At 68.5% G+C, this 24,061-nt stretch carries 22 protein-coding genes; 1 reads left to right on the top strand and 21 read right to left on the bottom strand.

The window, feature by feature from the left end; all coding sequences use genetic code 11:
* Nucleotides 1-10: 10 nt before the first annotated feature.
* From ASH02_RS10850 to ASH02_RS10805, 10 genes are all read right to left on the bottom strand, one after another.
* Entirely contained in the window at nucleotides 11-508 is a 498-nt protein-coding gene (locus ASH02_RS10850; protein WP_057294735.1) for a hypothetical protein, read from the bottom strand.
* A gap of 11 nt (nucleotides 509-519) precedes the next feature.
* Nucleotides 520-1,911: a replication-associated recombination protein A gene (locus ASH02_RS10845; RefSeq protein ID WP_057294734.1), complete on the bottom strand. Its 1,392-nt coding sequence runs from the start codon at nucleotides 1,909-1,911 to the stop codon at nucleotides 520-522.
* 24 nt (nucleotides 1,912-1,935) lie between these two features.
* Entirely contained in the window at nucleotides 1,936-3,177 is a 1,242-nt protein-coding gene (locus ASH02_RS10840) for a dipeptide ABC transporter ATP-binding protein (protein ID WP_082620859.1), read from the bottom strand.
* The gene (locus ASH02_RS10835) at nucleotides 3,174-4,241 is read right to left on the bottom strand and encodes an ABC transporter ATP-binding protein (protein ID WP_057294733.1); all 1,068 of its coding nucleotides are present in this window, start codon (nucleotides 4,239-4,241) and stop codon (nucleotides 3,174-3,176) included. The genes ASH02_RS10840 and ASH02_RS10835 overlap by 4 nt, the downstream gene beginning before the upstream one ends.
* Nucleotides 4,238-5,245, bottom strand: coding sequence for an ABC transporter permease (locus ASH02_RS10830; RefSeq protein ID WP_056677452.1), 1,008 nt, complete (start codon nucleotides 5,243-5,245; stop codon nucleotides 4,238-4,240). The genes ASH02_RS10835 and ASH02_RS10830 overlap by 4 nt, the downstream gene beginning before the upstream one ends.
* Nucleotides 5,246-5,355: 110 nt before the next feature.
* Entirely contained in the window at nucleotides 5,356-7,140 is a 1,785-nt protein-coding gene (locus tag ASH02_RS10825) for an ABC transporter substrate-binding protein (protein WP_082620858.1), read from the bottom strand.
* A 62-nt stretch (nucleotides 7,141-7,202) separates the two neighbouring features.
* Nucleotides 7,203-8,207 carry an ABC transporter permease gene (locus tag ASH02_RS10820; protein WP_156409750.1) on the bottom strand — a complete coding sequence of 335 codons (1,005 nt, stop codon included), beginning with the start codon at nucleotides 8,205-8,207 and terminating at the stop codon, nucleotides 7,203-7,205.
* Between the two features lie 176 nt (nucleotides 8,208-8,383).
* Nucleotides 8,384-10,177 (bottom strand): aspartate--tRNA ligase, encoded by a 1,794-nt coding sequence (gene aspS / locus ASH02_RS10815; protein WP_057294731.1) that lies wholly within the window; start codon nucleotides 10,175-10,177, stop codon nucleotides 8,384-8,386.
* Between the two features lie 74 nt (nucleotides 10,178-10,251).
* Nucleotides 10,252-11,616, bottom strand: a complete 1,365-nt coding sequence (gene hisS, locus ASH02_RS10810) for a histidine--tRNA ligase (RefSeq protein ID WP_057294730.1) — start codon at nucleotides 11,614-11,616, stop codon at nucleotides 10,252-10,254.
* A complete protein-coding gene (locus ASH02_RS10805; protein WP_056677440.1) occupies nucleotides 11,613-12,314 on the bottom strand; it encodes an MBL fold metallo-hydrolase in 702 nt (233 codons plus the stop codon). The genes hisS and ASH02_RS10805 overlap by 4 nt, the downstream gene beginning before the upstream one ends.
* A 113-nt stretch (nucleotides 12,315-12,427) precedes the next feature.
* Between ASH02_RS10805 and ASH02_RS10800 the strand changes: the two genes are divergently transcribed.
* Nucleotides 12,428-13,666: a DUF349 domain-containing protein gene (locus ASH02_RS10800; protein WP_057294729.1), complete on the top strand. Its 1,239-nt coding sequence runs from the start codon at nucleotides 12,428-12,430 to the stop codon at nucleotides 13,664-13,666.
* A 58-nt stretch (nucleotides 13,667-13,724) separates the two neighbouring features.
* Here the strand turns inward: ASH02_RS10800 and ASH02_RS10795 are convergent, their stop codons facing one another.
* The 11 genes from ASH02_RS10795 to pdxT all read right to left on the bottom strand — a co-directional run bounded on the left by ASH02_RS10795 (nucleotide 13,725) and on the right by pdxT (nucleotide 24,054).
* Entirely contained in the window at nucleotides 13,725-14,393 is a 669-nt protein-coding gene (locus ASH02_RS10795; RefSeq protein ID WP_057294728.1) for a DUF998 domain-containing protein, read from the bottom strand.
* Nucleotides 14,390-16,621, bottom strand: a complete 2,232-nt coding sequence (locus ASH02_RS10790) for a RelA/SpoT family protein (protein ID WP_057294799.1) — start codon at nucleotides 16,619-16,621, stop codon at nucleotides 14,390-14,392. The genes ASH02_RS10795 and ASH02_RS10790 overlap by 4 nt, the downstream gene beginning before the upstream one ends.
* 113 nt (nucleotides 16,622-16,734) lie before the next feature.
* Nucleotides 16,735-18,168, bottom strand: a complete 1,434-nt coding sequence (locus ASH02_RS10785; RefSeq protein ID WP_082620856.1) for a glyceraldehyde-3-phosphate dehydrogenase — start codon at nucleotides 18,166-18,168, stop codon at nucleotides 16,735-16,737.
* 34 nt (nucleotides 18,169-18,202) lie between these two features.
* Nucleotides 18,203-18,754 carry an adenine phosphoribosyltransferase gene (locus ASH02_RS10780; protein WP_056677429.1) on the bottom strand — a complete coding sequence of 184 codons (552 nt, stop codon included), beginning with the start codon at nucleotides 18,752-18,754 and terminating at the stop codon, nucleotides 18,203-18,205.
* Nucleotides 18,755-18,757: 3 nt separating this feature from the next.
* Entirely contained in the window at nucleotides 18,758-19,156 is a 399-nt protein-coding gene (gene yajC / locus ASH02_RS10775; RefSeq protein ID WP_056677427.1) for a preprotein translocase subunit YajC, read from the bottom strand.
* Nucleotides 19,157-19,218: 62 nt separating this feature from the next.
* Nucleotides 19,219-20,280 carry a Holliday junction branch migration DNA helicase RuvB gene (gene ruvB / locus ASH02_RS10770; RefSeq protein WP_056677424.1) on the bottom strand — a complete coding sequence of 354 codons (1,062 nt, stop codon included), beginning with the start codon at nucleotides 20,278-20,280 and terminating at the stop codon, nucleotides 19,219-19,221.
* A gap of 2 nt (nucleotides 20,281-20,282) precedes the next feature.
* Entirely contained in the window at nucleotides 20,283-20,888 is a 606-nt protein-coding gene (ruvA, locus tag ASH02_RS10765; RefSeq protein ID WP_056677421.1) for a Holliday junction branch migration protein RuvA, read from the bottom strand.
* Between the two features lie 13 nt (nucleotides 20,889-20,901).
* Complete coding sequence (ruvC, locus tag ASH02_RS10760) at nucleotides 20,902-21,423, bottom strand: crossover junction endodeoxyribonuclease RuvC (protein WP_056677418.1); 522 nt, start codon at nucleotides 21,421-21,423, stop codon at nucleotides 20,902-20,904.
* A gap of 92 nt (nucleotides 21,424-21,515) precedes the next feature.
* Complete coding sequence (locus ASH02_RS10755) at nucleotides 21,516-22,649, bottom strand: sialidase family protein (RefSeq protein WP_156409749.1); 1,134 nt, start codon at nucleotides 22,647-22,649, stop codon at nucleotides 21,516-21,518.
* Between the two features lie 4 nt (nucleotides 22,650-22,653).
* Nucleotides 22,654-23,427 (bottom strand): YebC/PmpR family DNA-binding transcriptional regulator, encoded by a 774-nt coding sequence (locus ASH02_RS10750; RefSeq protein ID WP_056677412.1) that lies wholly within the window; start codon nucleotides 23,425-23,427, stop codon nucleotides 22,654-22,656.
* Nucleotides 23,428-23,448: 21 nt separating this feature from the next.
* Complete coding sequence (pdxT, locus tag ASH02_RS10745; protein ID WP_056677409.1) at nucleotides 23,449-24,054, bottom strand: pyridoxal 5'-phosphate synthase glutaminase subunit PdxT; 606 nt, start codon at nucleotides 24,052-24,054, stop codon at nucleotides 23,449-23,451.
* Nucleotides 24,055-24,061 lie beyond the last annotated feature (7 nt).

Below are 24,061 nucleotides of genomic sequence, written 5' to 3'. Positions count from 1 at the left end.
TCGTTCCTGGTCATGCTGCGCCTTCTTGCGAGCGTTGCCGGGCCGCCATCTCCCGGCGTACGTCGCGAATCTCGATGCGGCGCTGCTTGCGGGAGCGCTTGATCTCCTGCTTCATCTGGAAGCGGATCCGGTTGCGGGACTCGGGGGCCAGGGCGCGGCGTACGCCGTGGGTCAGCGCGGCCGCCTTGACCACCGACTCGCGCAGGACCAGGTCGGCAAAGAGCCGGCCCTCGATGCGCTGGGGTTCAGAAACGGGTTCATCAGAGGCTGTGGGGTCGCCGACGGCGGTGATCACGAACTCGTCGGGGGCGTGACGGGGCTGCACCGAACGGGCCAGCGCGTCGACGCGCTCACGCAACTGGGCGGCCTCGGCTCGCGTGGCCTCGAGCTCGGCGCGGGCGCCGACCCGCTCGCGGCGCAAGGCGAGGACGGCTAGCGCCAGGCAGGCCAGCAGCACGAGCACGACCACGCCCAGCACGACGGGCAGAAGGAGGTCGGCACTGGTCATGGTGCCCGACCCTATCGCGCACCACGGATCAACTTGCGCACACGTTCCCAGCGCTCCTTGATCGTCGCTTCGGCACCCAGGCTGGTGGGTCGGTAGTAGGCCGCGTCACCGATCTCGTCGGGCGCGTACTGCTGCTCGGCGATCCCGAACGGCTCGTCGTGGGAGTACTTGTACGGCTGCGGGGCACCGCGTCCGTGACCGATCTTCTCGGAGCCGGCGTAGTGGCCATCGCGCAGGTGAGGTGGCACCTGGCCGATCTTGCCCGCGCGTACGTCGGCACTGGCCGCGTCGATCGCCTTGATCACCGCGTTCGACTTCGGCGCGACGGCCAGGGCGATCACCGCCTGGGCGAGGTTGAGGCGCGCCTCGGGCATGCCGATCAGCTGCACGGCCTGGGCGGCCGCCACGGCGGTGGTCAACGCCGTCGGATCGGCGAGGCCGATGTCCTCGCTGGCCAGGATCACCAACCTGCGGGCGATGAACCGCGGGTCCTCGCCGGCCTCCATCATGCGGGCCAGGTAGTGCAGTGCGGCGTCCGCGTCGGAGCCACGGATCGACTTGATGAACGCGGAGATGACGTCGTAGTGCTGGTCGCCCTGCCGGTCGTAGCGGACCGCGGCCTGGTCGACCGCGGTCTCCGCAGCGGCCAGGTCGACCGTGGTCGAGCCCTTGGCCTCGGCGGCTCCGGCCGCGGCCTCGAGGTAGGTCAGGGAACGGCGGGCGTCTCCCCCGGCCAACCGGACCAGGTGCTCCAGGGCGTCGTCGTCGACCGTGACCTCACCCGCGAGTCCACGCTCGTCCACCAGGGCCTGCCGCATGACCTCGCGCACGTCGTCGTCGGTCAACGACTCGAGCCGCAGCAGGAGGGAACGGGAGAGCAGCGGCGAGATCACCGAGAAGAAGGGGTTCTCGGTGGTCGCGGCGACCAGGGTCACCCAACGGTTCTCGACGCCCGGAAGCAGGGCGTCCTGCTGGGCCTTGGTGAAACGGTGCACCTCGTCGACGAAGAGGACGGTCTCGCGGCCGCTGCGCACGAGGTCGGAGCGCGCCATGTCGATGGCTGCCCGCACCTCCTTCACGCCGGCGGCCACCGCCGAGACCTCCACGAACTGCCGGTCGGTCTGCTGGGAGAGGATCGAGGCGATCGTCGTCTTGCCGGTGCCGGGCGGTCCCCACAGCAGCAGGGACATCGAGCGGTCACCTTCGATCAGCTGCCGCAGCGGCGAACCCTCGGCGCGCAGCTGCTGCTGCCCGACCAGCTCGTCGAGCGTGCGCGGGCGCATGCGCACGGCAAGGGGCGCTGACGCGTGCGTGTTGCCGGTCAGCGATCCCTTGCCCTGTGCACCTGCGCCGGCCCTGGCCGACGTACCGGCGGGAGCATCGACCTCGAACAGACCATCCACACCCGCCACCCTACGTTCGCGGGGTCACGGCTTGACGGTGCGGCGTTCCTTGAGGTCGAACCACACGTCGGAGAAGCCGGGCTCGTTGCCGATGTCGGAGGGGCTGGCACCGGGGTCGGGGCTGCCTTCGTTGTCGACGCCGAGCATGCGCGCGGTCACCGGGTCGTGCGGGTGGTTGCCCAGCTCGCCGGCGAAGTGGCAGGCCACCTTGTGCCGCGGACCGACCTGCAGCATCGGCGGTTCGACCTTCGCGCAGATCTCACGGGCCAACGGGCAGCGGGTGCGGAACCGGCAACCCGAGGGCGGGTTGATCGGGCTGGGCACGTCACCCTCGAGCATGATGCGCTCGCGGCGACCGCCGATGGCCGCCTGCTTCACGTCGGGCACGGCGGAGAGCAGGGCCTGCGTATAGGGGTGGTGCGAGCGCGAGTAGAGCGTGTCGCGGTCGGCGATCTCCACGATCTTGCCGAGGTACATCACCGCCACCTCGGGGCAGAAGTGGCGTACGACGGCCAGGTCGTGGGCGATGAACAGGAACGCGATGTCGAATTCCTTCTGCAGGTCCTGCAGGAGGTTGATCACCTGTGCCTGGATCGACACGTCGAGCGCCGAGACCGGCTCGTCGGCCACCATCAGCTTCGGCTGCAGAGCCAGCGCCCGGGCGATGCCGACACGCTGCCGCTGGCCACCGGAGAACTCGTTGGGGTAGCGGTTGTAGTGCTCCGGGTTGAGGCCCACGACCTCGAGGAGCTCCTGGACCCGCGAGAGGATCTTCTTCTTCGGCACCACGTTGTGCACCGCGAGCGGAGAGCCGATGATGGAACCGACCGTGTGCCGCGGGTTCAGCGACGTGTAGGGGTCCTGGAAGATCATCTGGATGTCCTTGCGCAGCGGCTTCATCTGCCGGTTGGACATCTGCGCCAGGTCGTGGCCCTCGAACATCATCGAGCCACCGGTCGGCTTGTAGAGCCGGGTGATCAGCTGGCCCGTCGTCGACTTGCCGCAGCCCGACTCACCCACCAGACCGAGGGATCCGCCCTTGGGCACCTGGAACGACACACCGTCGACGGCCTGCACGTGCCCGACCGTGCGCCGCATCAGCGAGCTGCGGATCGGGAAGTACATCCGCACGTTGTCCATCGTCAGCACAGGCTCGGCGGTCGGGTCGAGCGTGGCAGCCGCGTGGGCGTGTCCGACGATGCTCTCGAAGGACACGGTGCCCGCCGGGCTCTTCGTGAGGTCGTCGGCCGGCAGCTCGGGCGTCATCGGTTCTCCTCAGCGAGGTGGATGGCGAGGTCGGGGGCCACTTCGGGAAGGACCTCGGTGGCGTAGATGGTCTCCGAGTCGACCAGGTGGCACCGCTTCAGGTGACCCTGGCGGGCACCCACGGTCAGCTCGGGCATGGTCGTCGCGCACAGGTCACCGGGCACCTTGGAGCTGTGCACGCAACGCGGGTGGAACGCGCATCCGGGCGGCGGGTCGAGCAGGCTCGGCGGGTTGCCCGGAATCGGGATCATGCGGGCGTTGGGGTCACCGGTCACGTCAGGGACGCTCGAGAGCAGGCCCCACGTGTAGGGCATCTCCGGGTGGGTCAGGATCTCCTTGCACGCGCCGTACTCGACACAGCGGCCGCCGTACATCACGAGCACGTCGTCGGCCATCTCGGCGACCACACCGAGGTCGTGGGTGATGATCACGATCGCGGAGTTGAACTCCTTCTGGAGGTCCTGGAGCAGGTCGAGGATCTGCGCCTGCACCGTGACGTCGAGAGCCGTGGTGGGCTCATCGGCGATCAGCAGCGACGGGTCGTTGATCAGGCCCATCGCGATCATGGCGCGCTGCCTCATGCCACCGGAGAACTGGTGGGGGTAGTCGTCGACGCGACGGTCCGGCTGCGGGATGCCGACCCGCTCGAGCATCTCGATCGAGCGCCTGCGGGCCTCCTTCTTGCTGGCCTTGGGGTGGTGCACCTGGTAGGCCTCACCGAGCTGCGCGCCGATCTTGTAGAACGGGTGCAGTGCGGCCAGCGCGTCCTGGAAGATCATCGCGACGCTGTTGCCACGCAGGCTCCGCATCTTGTCCTCGGCCAGGCCGACCACCTCGGTGCCGCCGACCTTGATCGAGCCCTCGATGCGTGCGGCCTTGGGGTCGTGCAGGCCCAGCACAGCCATGCTGGAGACCGACTTGCCCGAACCCGACTCCCCCACGATGCCGAGGGTCTTGCCCAGTTCGACGCTGTAGGTCAGTCCGTTGACTGCCTGCACGAGTCCGTCGCTGGTCGGGAACCGGACACTCAGGTCGGTCACCTCCAGGTACGGGTCGCCGCTCATGAAAGCCTCACTCTCGGGTCAAGCACGCTGTAGACGATGTCGACGATGATGTTGGCCATGACCACGGCCACGGCGAGGACCAGTGCTGTCGCCTGCACGACGGGAAGGTCCTTGATGTAGGTCGCCTCGAGGCCCCACTTGCCGATGCCGTCGAGGTCGAAGATCTGCTCGGTGAAGACGGTGCCCGACAGGAGGAAGGCCACGTCGAGGCCGAAGATGGTCACCACCGGCACCAGCGCGGACCGTAGGGCATGTCGGATTACCACGACGCGGTCCTTGAGCCCCTTGGCCTTCGCGGTGCGGACGTAGTCCTCGTTGAGCACTTCGACCATCGACCCGCGCGAATATCGGGTGTAGGCGGTGGCGCCGTAGAGGCCCATCACCAGCCACACGAGCAGGAATCCTGAGAACCACTTGAACGGGTTGTCGAGGAACGGGTGGTAGGCGACGGTCGGGAACACGTGCGTACTCAAGGTCAGCAGCAGCATGCTCAGCAGCGCGACCAGGTAGTACGGGATGGAGCTGAAGACGAGGGTGGAAGAGACCAGCGCCTTGTCGGCGAAGCTGCCTCTTCGTCTGGCGGCCAGCACACCGATGGGCACGCCGATCATCAGATAGAGCAAGGAGGCCCCGACAGCCAGGCTCAGGGTGATCGGGAATCTCTCCTTGAGCTGGTCGGTGACCAGGGTCCGGTCGCGGTAGGAGAGGCCCAGGCACGGCGCCTCGCACTTGTAGCCGGTCGAACCGATGTAGATGGTGCGGTCCTGGACGAGTCCCTTGGCCCACTTGCCGTACTCCGAGTAGACGGGGTTGTTGTAGCCCAGCCGCTCTTCGTACTGCTCGAGCCGTGGGGAGGTCTCACCACATCGACCGTGGGTGTCACGACGGCACAGCTCCAGGGCAGGGCTCTTCGGGCCGTAGAAGAACAGCAGGAACACCATCATCGAGACAAGAACCACGATCATCGCTCCAGACAGGAGACGCTTGACCAGGAACGAGAACATGCGGGGGCCTCTCAGGAAGTGATCGCGGCCTCCGGGCCGGACGAGGCGTGCCTCGCCCGGCCCGGAGGGTTGTGCGTTTTCAGTGCACGATCAGATCAGTGCGAATGCACTCACTTGATGGACATCGTGCGGTAGTCCGGCGCTCCACCGACGGAGATGTCGTTGTTGAAGCCAGCAACGTTGCTTCCGACGCCGTAGATGGTGTTGTAGAAGCCGGTGTTGATCACGGGCTGGTACTCGTTCATGACCTTCTGCTCGAGCTCACCCCATGCCGCTGCCTGCTCGTCCTGGGGCATCGCGCTGATGGCGTCCATCTCGTCGTCGATCGCCTTCTCCGAGAAGGCGCCCGTGTTGTAGGCAGCACCCGTCTTGACGATCGGCGGGAGGAACGTCGCCGACGACGGCCAGTCCTGGCACCAGGCCGTACCGAGAAGGTTGATCTTCTTGTACAGCTTGCTGTCCGGGTTGGTCCAGACGTCGTAGAGGCTGCCCGCGGTGTAGGGGTACATCTTCACCTTGAAGCCGGACTCCTCGTAGCCGTTCTTGCGCTGCTCGGCGGCGGCCTCACCCTGAGGGGTGGTGGCGTCGTAGACGAAGGAGACTTCGTACTGACCGGGCTCGTAGCCGGCTGCCTTGAGGAGCTCCTTGGACTTTGCCGGGTCGAACGTGATGGCCGGCTGGCCCTCGGGGCCGTTCCAGACCTTGCGACCGACCATGCCGGGGGGCAGCAGGTTGAAGCCGAGGTCGGGGTTGCTGACACCGTTGGCGCGGGTGACACCCGGGATCTCGCCACCGGCGGCCCAGACGTTCTGGTAGTCGTAGGCGTAGGCGAGAGCCTGACGGACCTCGAGCTCCTTGACCTTGGTGTAGTTCGGCATCACGAAGCTGGTGCAGGGCTGCGGACCGATCGGGGTCTGCGCTTCCTTGCCGTCCTTGCGTGCCTGGCTGTACGTCGGCGACTCGAGTGCGGTCACGACCGTGTTCTTGCCGGAGTCGCTGAGCACCGTCTTGCCGGCGACCGTCGGGTCGACACCGAACTTGAAGGTGTACTTGTCGAGCAGCTGGCGACGGGCCGGGTCGGTCTTGGCGTCCCAGTTCTCGTTCTTGACCAGGATGAGCTCCTGGTTGGGGGTGTACTTCTCGATCTTGTACGGGCCGGTGGACAGCGGCTTGAGGCCGTAGTCGGCGGCCGGCGCGTCGAGCGGGACCGGACCGATGGCCGGGAAGATGGAGTAGAAGTCCATCTCGGGGAACGGCTTGGCCATGTGGAGGACGATCTTGTTGCCGTCGACCTCGACGCCCGGGAAGTCAGCCGGGGCACCCTTGGCGTAGGGGCCGTTGTAGTCCTCGCCACCCTCGAAGAAGGGCTTGGAGTAGGACGTGCCGGGGCCGGTGGCGAAGGTGTCGCCGTCGAAGGAGCGCTTGATGCCGAAGGCGACCTCCTCAGCGGTGACGGGCTTGCCGTTCTCCCACTTGATGCCGTCCTTGAGCGTGAACGTCCAGGTCTTGAAGTCCTCGCTGGGCGTGCCCAGGTCGGTGGCGAGGTCGGGAACGAGCTCGTAGCCGCCCTTGCCGTTCTGGCGGAACGTGGTCAACGACCGGAACAGGAGGTCCTGGGCGATGCCGTTGTCGGTCACCGACCACAGGCCTGCAGGGTCAAGGCTGGTGGGGCCGTCGTCCGGGTCCGGAGCGAGGACGGTCATCTCGCCACCGGGCTTGGCGCCCTCGAGAGCAGGAGCGGGCCCGACTGCCGAGGCGTTCTTGCCACCGGCCGCCGTACCTCCCTCGTTGAAGGAATCCTTGCTTCCTTCATCGTCACTGCCGCCACAGGCGGCAAGCCCGAGCACGAGGGTCATCGCGCTCACGCCGGCGAACAACGCCTTATTGCGCTTCATCTGTCCAGCCTTTCTCTGTTTGTTTCGTTGGCACGCTTGGGCGTGGCCGACGTCTTCACGACTCAGCGTCGTGTCTTCGGGTCGAACGCGTCACGGATCGCGTCACCGAGGAGGTTGAGGGCAACCACCAGGACGGCGATCCCGATCACGGGTTCGAGCAGGAACAGGGGGTATTCCTCCCAGTACTTCGTGGCTGCCGCGATCGAGCGGCCCCACGACTCGCGCCCGAAGACGCCGATACCGAGGAACGACAGCCCGGCTTCGGCGGAGACGTACGCCGGCAGTCCGAGGGAGAACGAGACCACGATCGGGGCGATCAGGTTCGGCAGCATCTCGCGGATGAGGATGCGGTGCGTGGGCACACCGATCACGCGCGCTGCCTTGACGAACTCGCGTTCGCGCAGGGAGAGCACCTCGCCGCGCACGAGTCGGGCCACACCCATCCAGCCGAAGAACACCAGGATCGCCACCAGCGCGTAGAAGCTGACGAACTTGAGCTTCTCGGTGTCGGTGGCGAAGCGCTCGTTGATGATCGGCGCGACCGCAAGTGCGGCCAGGAGGAAGGGGAAGCAGAGGAACAGGTCGGTCATGAACGAGATGACCGTGTCGAAGATGCCGCCGAGGAAGCCGGCCAGCAGGCCCAGGGTCACGCCGATGATCGTGGAGAGGATCGCCGAGACGGACGCGAGGTACATCGACGTGCGGCAACCCTCGATCCAGACGGCGAGGTTGTCGGTGCCCGAACCGGGCGCGACGCCGAACGGGTGCTCCGGGTCGAAGCCGTGGTTGGGCGGGCCCTTCAACGGCATCAGCGTGACGAGGTCGATGCGGGTGCTGGCCCGCACGGTCTCGGTCGAGACACCGAGCAGGTCGGTGATCTGACCGGCGAAGACCGCGATGATCACGAACAGCAGGACGAACGCGAAGCAGACGACGGCGATCGGGTCCTTGCGCAGTCGGTCGATCGCAATGCGAGTGGGGGAACGTCCGGCGATCTTCTTGCGTTCGCCTTCGCCCACCGGGCCAATCGGGTCCTCCGTGGAGAGTTCCGCCACCGGCAGAGTCATACCGTTCCCTTCACACCGAAACCGCCTGTCACCCAGTCGGGATCTGCGGCGCCGGGTGGCACCGCGTCCGCAACTTTAAGGGACTCAGGGGGTGACGGTGGTCACTGAGCGGTAACGATCTGGTCTCGAGAACCACTGCTGCCGTCCGGCCCGTAGGCCGGACGGCTTCACGCCGATCAGGCGTCGGCCGGGACATCCTTCACGGGCTTGGCGTCCACGCCGGCTTCCTTGCGCTGCTCCGCGGTGATGGGTGCCGGGGCCTCGGTGAGCGGGTCGAAACCGCCACCGGACTTCGGGAACGCGATGACGTCGCGGATCGAGTCGGTACCGGCGAGGAGCGCCACGATGCGGTCCATGCCGACCGCGATGCCGCCGTGCGGCGGTGCGCCGTACTTGAACGCGTCGAGCAGGAAGCCGAACTTCTCCTGGGCCTCGTCCTCGTCGATGCCCATCACCTTGAAGACGCGCTTCTGGATGTCACCACGGTGGATTCGGATCGAGCCGCCACCGAGCTCGTTGCCGTTGCACACGATGTCGTAGGCGTAGGCCAGCGCCGGGCCGGGGTCGGTGTCGAAGGTGTCGAGGAACTCGTCCTTGGGGCTGGTGAACGCGTGGTGCACGGCCGTCCAGGCGCCGGCCCCCACCGCGACGTCACCACTGGCGACGGCGTCGGAGCTCGGCTCGAACAGCGGGGCGTCGATCACCCAGGTGAATGCGAAGGCGTCCTCGTCGATCAGGTCGCACCTGCGTCCGATCTCGAGACGCGCCGCGCCGAGCAGTGCCCGGCTCGGCTTGGCCGCCCCGGCAGCGAAGAAGACGCAGTCCCCCGGCTTGGCGCCCACGTGGGCGGCGATGCCCTCGCGCTCGGAGTCGGAGATGTTCTTTGCCACCGGGCCGGTGATCTCGCCGTCCTCCTTGATCAAGAGGTAGGCCAGGCCCTTGGCGCCGCGCTGCTTGGCCCACTCCTGCCAGGCGTCGAGCTGCTTGCGGGGCTGGCTCGCACCGCCGGGCATGACCACGGCGCCGACGTAGTCGGCCTGGAACACCCGGAACGGGGTGTCCTTGAAGTAGTCGGCGCACTCCACCAGCTCGTTGCCCATGCGCAGGTCGGGCTTGTCGGAGCCGTACTTGGCCATCGCCTCGGCGTAGGTCATGCGCGGGATGGGTCGCGGGATCTCCTGGCCGACGAGTCCCCACATCGCGGCGAGGATGTCTTCCATCAGGGCGATCACGTCGTCCTGGTCGACGAAGCTCATCTCGATGTCGAGCTGGGTGAACTCGGGCTGGCGGTCGGCGCGGAAGTCCTCGTCGCGGTAGCAGCGGGCGATCTGGTAGTAGCGCTCCATGCCGGCCACCATCAGCAGCTGCTTGAACAGCTGCGGGCTCTGCGGCAGGGCGTACCAGCTGCCCGGGCGGAGGCGGGCCGGCACCAGGAAGTCGCGGGCGCCCTCGGGAGTCGACCGGGTCAGCGTGGGGGTCTCGATCTCGACGAACTCGTGGTTGTCGAGGACGTCGCGGGCGGCCTTGTTCACCTTGCTGCGCAGGCGAAGTGCGGCCGCCGGGCCGCTGCGGCGCAGGTCGAGGTAGCGGTGCTTGAGGCGCGCCTCCTCCCCCACGTCGCCGCCCTTGCTGGAGCCGGCGTCGTCGATCGGGAACGGCAGGGGTGCGGCGGCGCTGAGCACCTCGAGGTCGCTCACCACGACCTCGATCTCGCCGGTGGCGAGGTTGGGGTTCTGGTTGCCCTCCTTGCGGGCCACCACCTCACCGGTCACCTTGAGGCAGAACTCGCTGCGCAGGCTGTGCGCCACGGCCTCGTCGCGGATCACCACCTGTACGACGCCGCTGGCCTCACGCAGGTCGATGAAGGCCACGCCCCCGTGATCGCGCCGTCGGGCCACCCAACCAGCGAGGGTGACGGTCTGACCGACGTGCTCGGCGCGCAGTGCGCCGGCGTCATGGGTGCGGATCACGGGTGATGCTCCTAGCTCCTGTGGTCGAGGTCGTTCTGCGACCGTCGAACCACGCGTGGTTGATGGGTGTTGCTCTACTGATTGTCGGTGTGGACGATCGTCGGCTTCAAATCGTTTGTCGGCGGGACCCAGGTCGACGGGTCCGCCGGCACCTGGTCGCCGGACCGGATGTCCTTGACCTGGTGGCCGCCCTCGCGGTCGGTGAACCAGACGTAGGGGATGCCACGGCGCTCGGCGTACCTGATCTGCTTGCCGAACTTCTGCGGACTGGCCGCGACCTCGCAGGGGACGTCGTTGGCGCGCAGCTGGTCGGCGATCGCGTCGCTCGCCGCGCGCGACTCCTCGTCGGGCAGTGCGACCAGGACGACGCTGGGCACCGAGCGGTCGGCGACCACGAGGCCCTTGTTGACCAGGGGCACCAGCACCCGGCTCACGCCGAGGGAGATGCCGACGCCCGGGTACGTCGTACGCCCGTCACTGGCCAGCGAGTCGTAGCGCCCGCCGGAGCAGATCGAGCCGAGGTTCTCGTAGCCGTCGAGACGGGTCTCGAAGACGGTGCCGGTGTAGTAGTCGAGACCGCGGGCGATCTTGAGCTCGGCCCGGATCCGCACGCGGTCGGTGGCCACCCCGGCGCAGGCCCGGACCAGCTCGGCCAGCTCGGCCAGCCCCTCGTCGAGCAGGTCGTTGCTGACGCCGAGAGCACGCACCTGCCCGACGAACGAGTCGTCGTCAGTGCTGATCGCGGCCAGGGCCAGGCACTGGTCGGCCTGTTCGTCGGTCAGGCCGGCCTCGTCACGCAGGAGCTTGCGGATCACGTCGGCCGGCATCTTGTCGAGCTTGTCGATGAGGCGCATGGCCTCGTCGACGTCGGTGACGCCGAGCCCCTGGTAGAAACCCTGGATCAGCTTGCGGTTGTTGACCTGCAGCGTGAACCCGGGCAGGCCGATGGAGCCCGGGTCGGCGAGCCGCCCGAGGGCCTGCAGCATCACCCGGGTCACCTCGACGTCGTGGTGGAACGGCAGCTCGCCCTGTCCGACGACGTCGATGTCGGCCTGGACGAACTCGCGGAAGCGGCCGTCCTGGGGACGCTCCCCGCGCCAGACCTTCTGGATCTGGTAGCGACGGAAGGGGAACTCGAGCTTGCCGGCGTTCTCGAGCACGTAGCGCGCGAACGGCACGGTCAGGTCGAAGTGCAGGCCGATGCCGGCGTGTCCCTCGTCGGACTCCTCGTTGAGCCGACGCAGGACGTAGACCTCCTTGGAGGTGTCGCCCTTGCGGAGCAGCTGGTCCATCGGCTCGACGGCCCGCGTCTCGACGTTGGCGAACCCGTGCAGCTCGAAGGTGCGCGACAGGGTGTCGATGACCTGGCGCTCGACCTCGCGCTGCGCCGGGAGGAACTCGGGGAAGCCGCTCATCGGCTTGGGAGTGGTGCGGCTCATGCGTCGTCCTGCAGCTCGAGGAGGAAGGGGTTGGTGGCGCGCTCGCGACCGATGGAGGTCTGCTCGCCGTGGCCCGGCAGCACCACGATGTTGTCCGCGAGCGGCAACACCTTGCTGCGCAGGCTCTCGAGCATCTCGGAGTGGTCGCCGCCCACGAGGTCGGTGCGTCCGATCGACCCCTGGAAGAGGAAGTCGCCGGAGAACATCACCTGGGAGATGTCCTCGGGACCGGCGTACTCCATGCGGTAGAGCACGGTGCCCGGGGTGTGGCCGGGAGCGTGGTCGACCACGACCGTGAGTCCCTCGATCTCGATGACCGACCCCTCGACCGCCTCGTGGACCTTGCCCGGCTCGCGGAAGTCGGGCAGGTCGTTCATGCCGAACTGGGCACGCAGCATCGCCGCGGACTGGCCCGAGATGGCCGCCATCGGGTCCTTGAGCAGGTGGCGGTCGGCGGCGCCGATCCACAGCGGGGCGTCGTACTTGTCGGCCACGACCTGCGCCTGCCACATGTGGTCGAAGTGACCGTGGGTGACCAGGACCGCGGCGGGCTTGAGGGAGTGCTCCTCGACGAGTCGGTCGACGCCCTCGGCGGAGTCCTGGCCCGGGTCGATGATCACGCACTCGCCGCCGGCCTCGGCACCGACGAAGTAGCAGTTCGCAGCCAGCTGGCCAGCGGGGAAGCCGGCAATGAACACGTCAGGATTCCTTCGTTGCTGGGGATGAGGAGCCGTCCGGGAGTCACGATCCGGTGGCAATGTGGGTGTCAGCCTACCGATGCCCCCCGGAGCTTTGACTACGATGGGCGACCATGAGCGCGCAGCAGGAGTCACCATGGGGTCGGGTAGCCGACGACGGCACCGTATTCGTCCGTACGTCCGAGGGTGAAAGGTCCGTCGGGCAGTACCCGGAGGGCACGCCGGAGGAGGCCCTGAAGTTCTTCACCGACCGGTTCGACGCACTGGCCTTCGAGGTCGAACTCCTCGAGAAGCGGGTGCGCGGGGGTGCGATGTCGCCCGACGAGGCCGCGGGCTCGGTGAAGACGGTGCGAGCCCAGGTGGCCGACGCACATGCGGTCGGTGACCTCGACTCCCTCGCCGCCCGGCTCGACAGCCTGGGCCCGGTGATCGCCTCCCAGCGCGAGGCCCGCAAGGCCGAGCGTGCGGCCAAGGTGGCCGAGTCGAAGGAACGCAAAGACGCCATCGTCGCCGAGGCCGAGAAGCTCGCCGAGTCCAACGACTGGCGCAACGGCGCCAACCGGCTCCGCGACCTCCTGGAGGAGTGGAAGGCGCTCCCCCGCCTCGACCGCTCCACCGACGACAGCCTCTGGCGCCGCTTCTCGTCCGCGCGTACGGCGTACACCCGTCGCCGCAAGTCCCACTTCGCCGAGCAGCACGAGAAGCGTGACGCCGCCCGTGGGGTCAAGGAGAAACTCGCCACCGAGGCCGAGTCCTTGGCCGACTCCACCGAGTGGGGCCCGACCGCCGGCAGGTTCCGCGACCTGATGCGTGACTGGAAGGCCGCCGGCCCGGCGCCCCGCGACGTCGACGAGGCGCTCTGGAAGCGCTTCCGCGGCGCCCAGGACGCCTTCTTCGGTGCCCGCGACGCCGCCAACGCCGAGCTCGACAAGGAGTTCGCCGCCAACGCCGAGGTCAAGGAGGCCCTGCTCGTCGAGGCCGAGGCCCTGCTGCCGGTCACCGACGTCGAGGCCGCCAAGCGCGCCTTCCGCGACATCGCCGACAAGTGGGACGCCGCGGGCAAGGTGCCCCGCGACAAGATCAAGCCGCTCGAGGCCCGTATCCGCAAGGTCGAGACGGCGATCCGCGGCGTCGAGGACGAGCAGTGGAAGAAGTCCGACCCCGAGAAGTCGGCGCGCGCCGACGACATGATCGGCAAGCTCGAGTCCGCGATCGACGAGATCTCCGCCGACCTCGACAAGGCACGCTCCGACGGGAACGACAAGCTGGTCAAGGACCTCGAGGAGAACCTCGCCTCACGGCGGGCGTTCCTCGACATGGCCCGCAAGGCCGCCCAGGACTTCTCCGGCTGACTGACCTCTCGCGCGACGGCCTGCGTCGAGGTCGCTCCGGCGGCCGGGCCGCAGGACGTCAGGCGGGGGCGTGGGCGTCTGTACGACGGCGTGCCAGCACCACGACGGCGATGACCAGGAACCAGGCCGCGTGCGAGCCGAGCCAGACCCGCTCCCACAGGCCGTCGGAGTGCCCGCCCTGCGCGAGCCAGCGGCTGGCGGCGTACGTCGAGAGCAGCCAGGTGGGGATCGCCAGCAGGGCGCTGATCCGGTGGACACCGCGCTCCCGGATCGCCGAGACCGCGGCGACCAGCAGGCCGATAAGCATGGTCCAGAGGTAGAGGTTGCCGAAGACCGAGTGCAAGGTGGTGCCGAGGTCGACCACGTGGTTCGCGCCGCGACCGCACCCGGCCTCGCCCTGCGGGCAGTTGCCGCGGAAGAGCAGGATGCCGGCCATCAGGAAGGCGCCCTGCCCGACGAACGCACCGGCCACCTTGGTGCGCCACGCGCGCAGCATCAGCACGCACGCCGAGGTGTGCCCCACGACGTACGCCGCGATCGCCAGCTCGCCGAGCCAGCCGACGGACGAGCCCCGGCCGGCCAGGGACGAGACCAGGTCCCGCCGGGCGGAGTAGTCGTCGGCGGACAGGAGCACCGCCAGGGCGTCGAACGCCCAGAAGGCGAGGCAGCCGGCGAGGCAGGCGTGCGCCCAGGACCGGTTCGGCGCTCCCGAGTGCGCCCGGCTCACTGGGTGATGCGATAGGCGTCGAAGACTCCCGGCACCGAGCGGACGGCACGCAGCACCGAGTCGAGGTGCATGGCATCGGCCATCTCGAAGGAGAACTTGCTCTTCGCGACGCGGTCGCGGGTGGTGGTCAGCGAGGCGCTGAGGATGTTCACGTGCACGTCGGACAGCGCCATCGTGATGTCGGAGAGCAGGCGGGCCCGGTCGAGCGCCTCGACCTGGATGTTGACCAGGTACGTCGACTTCGTGGTCGGCTCCCAGATGACCTCGACCAGCCGCTCGGGCTGGGCCTTCAGGCTGGCGGCGTTCGTGCAGTCGGAGCGGTGCACCGAGACTCCCCCACCCTTGGTCACGAAGCCGAGGATGTCGTCGGGTGGCACCGGGGTGCAGCACTTGGCCAGCTTCACCCAGAGGCCGTCGGCGCCCTTGACCACGACGCCCGCGTCGGTCCCGTGGGTGAGCCGGCTGCGGCCGCGGCGGCCCGTGATCGTGACGCCCTCGGCGAGGTCCTCTGCAGCGCCCTGGTCGCCGCCGTGCAGGTCGATGACCCGGCGTACGACGGTTTGCGCACCGAGATTGCCCTCTCCCACGGCAGCGTAGAGCGCAGTCACGTCGGGGAGCTTCAGCTGGCCCGCGACCAGCATGAGCGACTCGTGGGAGAGCAGCCTCTTGAGCGGCAGCCCCTCCTTGCGCATCAGCTTGGCGATCTGCTCCTTGCCGTGCTCGATCGCCTCCTCGCGCCGCTCCTTGGTGAACCAGTGGCGGATCTTGGAACGCGCCCGGGGCGAGCGCACGAAGTTCAGCCAGTCGCGCGATGGGCCCGCGTTCGGCGCCTTGGAGGTGAAGACCTCGATCACGTCGCCGTTGTCGAGCGTCGACTCCAGCGGCACCAACCGGCCGTTGACCCGGGCCCCGATGGTGTGGTGCCCGACCTCGGTGTGCACGGCGTACGCGAAGTCGACGGGTGTGGCCCCGGCGGGAAGGGCGATCACGTCGCCACGCGGGGTGAAGACGTAGACCTCGGTGCGGTTGATCTCGAAGCGCAGGGACTCCAGGAACTCCCCCGGGTCCTCCACGTCGTGCTGCCAGTCGAGCAACTGGCGCACCCAGGTCATGTCGTCGCCCTCGGCACGACGATCGGTGTCGACGCCGTTGCGACCGTCTTCCTTGTACTTCCAGTGCGCCGCGACGCCGTACTCGGCGCGACGGTGCATCGCGAAGGTGCGGATCTGGATCTCGACCGGCTTGCCCTGCGGACCGATCACCGTGGTGTGCAGTGACTGGTACATGTTGAACTTCGGCATCGCGATGTAGTCCTTGAACCGCCCCAGCACAGGGTTCCATCGCGCATGGATCGCACCGAGCGCCGTGTAGCAGTCGCGGTCGTCGTCGACCAGCACCCGGATGCCCACCAGGTCGTAGATGTCGGAGAAGTCACGACCTCCCACGATCATCTTCTGGTAGATCGAGTAGTAGTGCTTGGGGCGTCCGGAGACCCGCGCGCTGAGCTTGGACTCCTTCAGGTCCTCCTCGACGCCGGCGATCACCTCGGCGAGGAACTGGTCGCGTGAGGGCGCCCGCTCGGCCACCATGCGCACGATCTCGTCGTAGATCTTGGGGTGCAGGGTGGCGAACGCGAGGTCCTCGAGCTCCCACTTGATGGTGTTCATGCCCAGGCGGTGGGCCAGGGGCGCGTAGATGTCGAGAGTCTCGCGGGCCTTGCGTTCCTGGGTCTCCTGCTTGACGTAGCGCAGGGTCCGCATGTTGTGCAGCCGGTCGGCCAGCTTGATCACGAGCACCCGGATGTCGCGCGACATCGCCACGATCATCTTGCGGATCGTCTCGGCCTGGGCGGAGTCGCCGTACTGCACCTTGTCGAGCTTGGTGACGCCGTCGACCAGCTGGGCGACCTCGTCGCCGAAGTCGGAGCGCAGCTCGTCGAGGCTGTACGGCGTGTCCTCGACGGTGTCGTGCAGGAGCGCAGCGACCAGGGTCGGCTCGGTCATGCCGATGTCGGCCAGGATCGTGGTGACCGCGAGCGGGTGGGTGATGTAGGGGTCACCGCTCTTGCGCATCTGGGTGCCGTGCTGCTTCTCGGCGATCAGGTAGGCGCGTTCGAGGAGGGCCAGGTCGGCCTTCGGGTGGTTGGCCTTGACCGAGCGGAACAGGGGCTCGAGGACGGGGTTCCCGACCGGCGGGCGGGACCCGATCCGGGCCAGCCGGGCGCGCATGCGGCGCCCGGTCTGGGACCCGATCGGCTCGGAGGCGCGCGTCGGCACGGCAGGCTCGACGGGCGTCTCCTCAGTCATTCGACCAGTCTAGAGGCCGATGGTCGATGATCTCGTCAGTCCTGCGGGAAGAGCGGGTACTCGACGCCGGTGACGTGCTGGACGACGCGGACCACCTGGCAGCTGTAGCCGAACTCGTTGTCGTACCAGGCGTAGAGCACCACGTGCTTGCCGTTCACGATCAGCGCGTTGGCGTCGATGATGCAGGCCGCGCGGGAGCCGACGAAGTCGGTGGACACCGAGTCGGGCGAGGCGACGAAGTCGATCTGCCGCTTCATCGTGGAGTGCAGCGACGTGTGGCGGAGGTACTCGAGCATCTCCTCGCGCGTCGTCTCCTTGTCCATCGTCAGGTTCAGGATCGCCATCGACACGTCGGGGGTGGGGACGCGGATCGAGGAGCCGGAGATGTGACCGGTCAGCTCGGGCAGCGCCTTCGCGACGGCCGAGGCGGCACCGGTCTCGGTGAGCACCATGTTCAGCGGCGCGGACCGGCCGCGGCGGTTGCCCTTGTGGTAGTTGTCGAGCAGGTTCTGGTCGTTGGTGAACGAGTGCACGGTCTCGACGTGCCCGTGCACGACGCCGTACTCGTCGTTGATCGCCTTGAGGGCCGGAACGATGGCATTGGTGGTGCAGGAGGCGCAGGACAGGATGTTGTCGTCCTCGCGCAGCGTCAGGTGGTTGACGCCGTGGACGATGTTCTTCACGTCGCCCTTGCCGGGCGCGGTGAGCACGACCTTCGAGACGCCGGGACGCAGGTGCTTGGAGAGGCCCTCACGGTCGCGCCACTTGCCGGTGTTGTCGATGAGGACGGCGTTGTCGATGCCGTAGTCGGTGTAGTCGATCTCCGTCGGGTCGTTGGCGTAGATCACCTTGATAGTGTTGCCGTTGGCGCAGATCGTGTTGTTGTCGGCGTCGATGTGGATCGAGCCGTTGAACTGGCCGTGGATCGAGTCGCGACGCAGCAGGGAGGCGCGCTTCTTGAGGTCGTCCTCGCCGCCCTTGCGTACGACGACCGCACGCAGGCGCAGGCCGTTGCCCGAACCGGACTTCTCGACCAGCAGGCGGGCCAGCAGGCGACCGATGCGACCGAAGCCGTAGAGCACCACGTCACGCGGGCCCTCCTGGACCAGCTTGTTCTCGCCGGTGGCGCCCTCGACGGCCTTGGCGGTGAACTCCTCGACGGTGAGGCCCTGGGAGTCCTCGGCGTACGAGACGGCGAGCCGGCCGATGTCGACGCGGCAGGGACCGAGATCGAGCGTGGTGAGCGCCTTCAGGATCGGGAAGGTGTCCTCGATCGCGAGCTCGCGGCCCTCGATCTGGCGCACGTAGCGGTGCGTCTTGAGGATGCTGATCACCGACTTGTTGACCAGTGAGCGGCTGTGCACCAGCACGGTCACGTCACGCTCGCGGTAGAGGCGCCCGATCATCGGGATCATCTCTTCGGCGAGGGCCTCACGGCTCTTCCAGGTGGCGAAGTGGTCAGACGTCACGGCTGCGTTCCTCGGTCTTTCGTGGGGGTGCGGTTCAGACCTGCCCCAGCGCGAGCAGCGGCAGGTCGCCGATGGTCTCGCGTCCGGGCAGGAAAGTCAGTTCCAGGAGTACGGCGACGGCGTGGGAGACACCGCCGCACTGGTCGATCAGCTGGCGGGTCGCGGCCACGGTGCCTCCGGTGGCCAGCACGTCGTCGACGAGCAGGACGCGTTCACCGGGGGCGACCGCGTCGGCGTGCACCTCGAGCGTCGCCTCGGCGTACTCGAGGGCGTAGGAGACGGCGTGGGTCTCACGCGGCAGCTTGCCGGCCTTGCGGACCGGGACGAAGCCGACACCGAGGGCCAGCGCGACCGGCGCGGCGAGGATGAACCCGCGCGCTTCCATGCCGACCACCTTGTCGACCACCACGTTGCCGTCGTCGTCGCGGCCGGCGTCGGCGAGGGCCTCGACCACCGCGGTGAAGGCCGCGTGGTCGGCGAGCAGCGGAGTGATGTCCTTGAACAGGACGCCGGGCTCGGGATAGTCGGGGACGTCACGGACCAGGCGGGTCAACGCCTCCGCGACGTCGACGCCGGGGTGCGACAAGGCCTACTTCTCCTGCTCGGGGGCGCGGGACTCCTCGGCCTCGCCGGTCGAGTCGACCTCGCCGGTCGAGTCGGCCTCGTCCGTCACGGCGGAGTCGTCCGTCGAGTCGTCGGCGTCCCCGACGACGGGAGCGTCGTCGTTGTCGTCGCGGGGCAGGCCGACGATGGCCGCACGCGCGACCGTCAGGACGACGCCGGTCGCGACCTCGAGCCCGATCTTGTCGTCGTCGATGGAGCGGATGGTTCCGAAGATGCCGCTGTTGGTGATCACGTCGTCACCGACCTCCAGGCTGCGCTGGACGGACTGCATCTCCTTCTGGCGACGCGACGCGGGCCGGATCACCAGCAACCAGAAGATCAGGAAGATGCCGATGATGGGCAGCAAGGACAGCAGGTCCTTCAAGTGGATCCGACCTCTCGAGGCGTTGACAGTCTGGGCTTGATCGCCCGAAGTCTAACCGGCGATCAGTCTTCGAAGAGAGTCGAGTCCACGACCCCCTGAGTGGGCGGGGTGAGTCCGAGGTGCTGCCAGGCCGCCGGGGTGGCGATTCGCCCCCGCGGAGTGCGGGCCAGCAGGCCGTTGCGCACCAGGAACGGCTCGGCCACCTCTTCGACGGTCTCGCGCTCCTCGCCCACGGCGACGGCCAGCGTCGAGAGCCCCACCGGTCCCCCGCCGAACCGCCGGCAGAGCACGTCGAGGACGCCGCGGTCGAGCCGGTCGAGCCCGGAGGCGTCGACCTCGTAGAGCTCGAGGGCCTGCTGCGCCACGTCGATCGTGACCACCCCGTCGGCGCGCACCTGGGCATAGTCGCGGACCCGTCGCAGCAGCCGGTTGGCGATGCGCGGCGTGCCCCGGGACCGGCCGGCGATCTCGGCCGAGCCCTCCTCGGTGAGGGGTACGTCGAGCAGGCCGGCGGAGCGGTGCACGATCAGGTCGAGGTCTTCGGGCTCGTAGAACTCGAGGTGGGCGGTGAAGCCGAACCGGTCGCGCAGCGGGCCGGGCAGCAGTCCGGCCCGGGTGGTGGCGCCGACCAGGGTGAACGGTGGGATCTCGAGCGGGATCGCCGTCGCGCCCGGTCCCTTGCCGATGATGACGTCGACCCGGAAGTCCTCCATGGCCATGTAGAGCATCTCTTCGGCGGCGCGCGACATGCGGTGGATCTCGTCGACGAACAGCACGTCGCCCTCGTTGAGCCCCGAGATGATCGCCGCCAGGTCGCCGGCGTGGGTGATCGCCGGGCCGCTGGTCAGCCGCAACGGCACCGACATCTCGGCGGCGATGATCATCGCCAGGGTGGTCTTGCCGAGCCCGGGAGGACCGGAGAGGAGCACGTGGTCGGGGGCACGTCCGCGCGCCTTGGCGGCGTCGAGCACGAGGCCGAGCTGCTCTCGGACCCGCTGCTGGCCGATCACCTCGTCGAGAGACTTGGGGCGCAGTGCGGCCTCGATGGCGCGCTCGTCGCCGGTGGCGTCGGCGGAGGTGAGCCGGGCGATCTCGGCTTCCTCGGCGGCACTGAACTGGTCCATGCTCAGGCCTTGCGCAGCGTCTGGAGGGCGGCCCGGAGCAGTGCGCCGACGTCAGGGGTCGGGCCGGCGTCCGGCTCGACGGAGTCGACGGCCTTGTCGGCCTCCTTGGCCGACCAGCCGAGTCCGACAAGACCTTCGCGGACCTGGTCACGCCAGGCGGCACCGCTGGCGGCGAGTCCGGTGCGGGTGGCCTGCCCCGCACCGATGGCCGGACCGAGCCGGTCACGCAGCTCGAGGATGATGCGCTGGGCGCCCTTCTGGCCGATGCCGGGCACCTTGGTCAGCGTCTTGACGTCCTCGTTCGCGACCGCCTGTCGCAGGTCGTCGGGGGTGAGCACGGCAAGCATCGCCTGGGCCAGCTTGGGCCCGACTCCGCTGGCGGTCTGGAGCAGCTCGAAGCACGACTTCTCGTCGTCGTCGAGGAAGCCGAACAAGGTCAGGGAGTCCTCCCTCACGACCATGCTGGTCGGCAGGGTCGCCTGCTCGCCCGTGCGCAGGGTGGCGAGCGTGTTGGGCGTGCACATCACCTGAAGGCCGACGCCACCCACCTCGACGACGGCCGTGTTGAGGGTGACTGCGGCGACGGTGCCACGGACGAATGCGATCACAGAGCTCTCCCGATCAACGTTGCTTGCCTGCCTTGAGCAGCGCGGCCTCGATCCGCGACTGGGCGCCACCGCGCCAGATGTGGGTGATGGCCAGCGCCAGCGCGTCAGCCGCATCGGCCGGCTTCGGCGGCGCGGCCAGCCGGAGGATGCGGGTGACCATGGCGCCGACCTGGGCCTTGTCGGCCCGGCCACTGCCGGAGACTGCTGCCTTGACCTCGCTGGGCGTGTGGAGCGCGACCGGGATGCCTCGTCGGGCCGCGCAGACCATCGCGATGCCGCTGGCCTGGGCGGTGCCCATGACGGTGCTCACGTCGGAGCGGGCGAAGACCCGCTCGATGGCCACCGCGTCGGGTGCGTACTCGTCGATCCAGGCGTCGATGCCCTTCTCGATCGTGACCAGCCGGATCGGCACCGGCTCGGACGACGACGTGCGCAGCACGTTGACGTCGACCATGGTCAGCGGGCGCCCCACGTCACCGTCGACCACGCCCATGCCGCAGCGGGTCAGGCCGGGGTCGATCCCGAGCACGCGCATCGTGAGTCCTTCATGTCGTCCGAACACCTGTTCGGACACAACGTAGCAACCGGCCACCGGCCTGATCGGCGCGACACCCCGAGCCGTGCGATTCAGCCGACGCGCTTCTTGCTGATGAGGTTGTCCCAGGTCCGGCCGCCGTCGCGGGTGGCGAAGAGACCCCTCGGCCCACCCAGATAGATCGTCTGCTCGTCGATGAAGCGGCCACTCCACTCGTGGAGACCTCCCGTCGACGGCACCTTCGAGGTCGTCCCGTCCGAGATGAGCACTCCCTGACCGCCGGCGAGCACGAGGAAGTGACCCTTCGGGCCGGCCACGACGGCCTCGACGTTGCGCGGCGTGCTGTGGATCGTGCGCCAGGTCCGGCCACGGTCCTCACTCACCTCGACCTCCCCACCCGGCTCCCCCTGGTCGCTGGTCTGGCATGCGGCGGCCAGCACGTCGGGGGTCCCGTCGGCCGGCAGGCACAGCCCGCCGAACCTCCCGAGCGGAGTCCTTTCCCAGTCCGCACCGTCGCGGCTCGTGTGCACGGCTCCGGTCCCCAGGTCCTCGGCCCACAGGCCGGCGTCACTGGCGCTGAGCTCGAAGATGCCCTCGGAACCCTCGGGTGTGACCTCGGTCCATTCGCTCTCGCCGAGGCCGGTCCGCCACACCGTGTTCGGGCACTCGTCACTCTCACACTGGGCGAGCAAGACGAGGTAGAGGTGGTCCTCGTGGACCGCTATCTCGCCGGTGGCCCGCTCGTCGGGGTCCTGGGGCGACGGCAGGTGGCGCCAGGACCGGCCGCCGTCCTCGGTGGCGAGGATGCCGTCGGTGTCCCAGCGGAACCAGCCGTGGAGTCCGTCGGGGGCCATCACCAGCGACGTGGCGCTCACCGGAGGGAACGGGCCGTATCCGTCGTCCTGCCCGGCCTCGGCCGGCTCGGCGAAGGTGTGCACCCGCTTCCATCCACGCGTCGACCCGGGCGCGTACGACCACAGGGCGGCGCACGAGGCGCAGGTCTTCTCGGCCGTGGTCACCGCCCAGACCCGGTCGGCCGTGGGTGCCGACCAGGACAGGAGCCTGCCGAACGGCGAGTCCGGCAGGTCGCTGTCAGGTTCGGCGCGGTCGACCTGGACCTGCCCGGCCGGGTTCGCGTCCGTGTCCGACTCGTTGCCACAGGCTGCGAGCAGCCCGACCACTGATGCCAGTGCCGCCAGCCACGCCAGCGGTCTCCCCCGGTTCACGGGATCAGTCGTCGGACTCTTCGAGCTCGGCGAGCACCGAGTCGGGGACGTCGACGTTGCTGAAGACGTTCTGCACGTCGTCGAGGTCCTCCAGGGCGTCGACCAGCTTGAAGACCTTGACCGCGGCGTCCTTGTCGACCGGGATCTCGAGGCTGGCCACGAACTCGACGTCCGCCGAGTCGTAGTCGAGGCTCGCGGTCTGGAGCGCCGTACGGACGCCGACGACGTCGCCGGCCTCGGACAGCACCTGGAAGGCTTCGCCGAGGTCGTTCACGTCGTCGGCACCGGCGTCGAGGGTGGCCTCGAGCACGTCGTCCTCGCCGACCTCACGCGCTTCCTGCACCTTGGGCACCACGACGACGCCCTTGCGGTCGAAGAGCCGCGAGACGGAGCCCGGGTCGGCCAGCGTGCCGCCGTTGCGGGTGACCGCGGTGCGGACCTCCATGGCGGCACGGTTGCGGTTGTCGGTGAGGCACTCCACCAGGATCGCGACGCCCTGGGGTCCGTAGACCTCGTACATGATGGTCTCGTAGTCGACCGCGCCACCCTCGAGCCCGCCGCCGCGCTTGACCGCGGAGTCGATGTTCTTGTTCGGCACCGACTGCTTCTTCGCCTTCTGGATGGCGTCGAAGAGGGTCGGGTTGCCGGAGGGGTCGGGGCCACCCATCTTCGCGGCGATCTCGATGTTCTTGATCAGCTTGGCGAAGAGCTTGCCGCGCTTGGCGTCGATGGCGGCCTTCTTGTGCTTCGTGGTCGCCCATTTGGAGTGGCCGGACATGCGAGATCCTCTTCCGTTGCTTCAGCGCTGTGACGTCGTGACGAGATCCACGAAGTAGCGGTGGATGCGGTCGTCCTTGCCCACTTCAGGATGGAACGACGTCGCCATCACGTTCCGTTCGCGAACGGCGACGATCCTACCCGCTGCCTCACCGCCCTCGACGCGGGCAAGGACCTCGACGTCCTCACCGACCTGCTCGACCCACGGGGCCCGGATGAACACGGCGTGCACCTTGTCGGCGAACCCGTCAAACTCCAACTGGCCCTCGAACGAGTCGACCTGGCGACCGAACGCGTTGCGACGCACGGTGATGTCGAGGCCGCCCAGGGTCTCCTGGTCGGCGGTGCCGCCCTCGACCCGGTCGGCCAGCATGATCATGCCGGCGCAGGTGCCGAAGGTCGGCATGCCGCCACGGATCCGCTCCTGCAACGGCTCGAACAGGTCGAACGTGCGGGCCAGCTTGTACATCGTGGTCGACTCGCCGCCGGGGATGACGAACCCGTCGCAACGGTCGAGCTCCACCGGTCGGCGTACGGCGATCGCCTCGGCGCCGAGGTCGGAGAGGATGCGCAGGTGCTCGCGCACGTCGCCCTGGAGGGCGAACACGCCGATGGTGGGGAAAGGCATGTGCGCA

The organism is Nocardioides sp. Soil796 (genome assembly GCF_001429525.1).
GTDB lineage: Bacteria > Actinomycetota > Actinomycetes > Propionibacteriales > Nocardioidaceae > Nocardioides.
Note: the sequence above shows the minus strand (reverse complement) of the source record. Positions and strands in the feature narration are given on the sequence as shown.

Excerpts from the sequence above, each read along its gene's own strand:
- ASH02_RS10850 (WP_057294735.1), bottom strand. The coding sequence starts at position 508 with ATGACCAGTGCCGACCTCCTTCTGCCCGTCGTGCTGGGCGTGGTCGTG.
- ASH02_RS10840 (WP_082620859.1), bottom strand. The coding sequence starts at position 3,177 with ATGACGCCCGAGCTGCCGGCCGACGACCTCACGAAGAGCCCGGCGGGC.
- ASH02_RS10835 (WP_057294733.1), bottom strand. The coding sequence starts at position 4,241 with ATGAGCGGCGACCCGTACCTGGAGGTGACCGACCTGAGTGTCCGGTTC.
- ASH02_RS10830 (WP_056677452.1), bottom strand. The coding sequence starts at position 5,245 with ATGTTCTCGTTCCTGGTCAAGCGTCTCCTGTCTGGAGCGATGATCGTG.
- ASH02_RS10825 (WP_082620858.1), bottom strand. The coding sequence starts at position 7,140 with ATGAAGCGCAATAAGGCGTTGTTCGCCGGCGTGAGCGCGATGACCCTC.
- ASH02_RS10820 (WP_156409750.1), bottom strand. The coding sequence starts at position 8,207 with ATGACTCTGCCGGTGGCGGAACTCTCCACGGAGGACCCGATTGGCCCG.
- hisS (WP_057294730.1), bottom strand. The coding sequence starts at position 11,616 with ATGAGCCGCACCACTCCCAAGCCGATGAGCGGCTTCCCCGAGTTCCTC.
- ASH02_RS10800 (WP_057294729.1), top strand. The coding sequence starts at position 12,428 with ATGAGCGCGCAGCAGGAGTCACCATGGGGTCGGGTAGCCGACGACGGC.
- ASH02_RS10790 (WP_057294799.1), bottom strand. The coding sequence starts at position 16,621 with ATGCGCGCCCGGCTGGCCCGGATCGGGTCCCGCCCGCCGGTCGGGAAC.
- ruvB (WP_056677424.1), bottom strand. The coding sequence starts at position 20,280 with ATGGACCAGTTCAGTGCCGCCGAGGAAGCCGAGATCGCCCGGCTCACC.
- ruvC (WP_056677418.1), bottom strand. The coding sequence starts at position 21,423 with ATGCGCGTGCTCGGGATCGACCCCGGCCTGACCCGCTGCGGCATGGGC.
- ASH02_RS10750 (WP_056677412.1), bottom strand. The coding sequence starts at position 23,427 with ATGTCCGGCCACTCCAAATGGGCGACCACGAAGCACAAGAAGGCCGCC.
- pdxT (WP_056677409.1), bottom strand. The coding sequence starts at position 24,054 with ATGCCTTTCCCCACCATCGGCGTGTTCGCCCTCCAGGGCGACGTGCGC.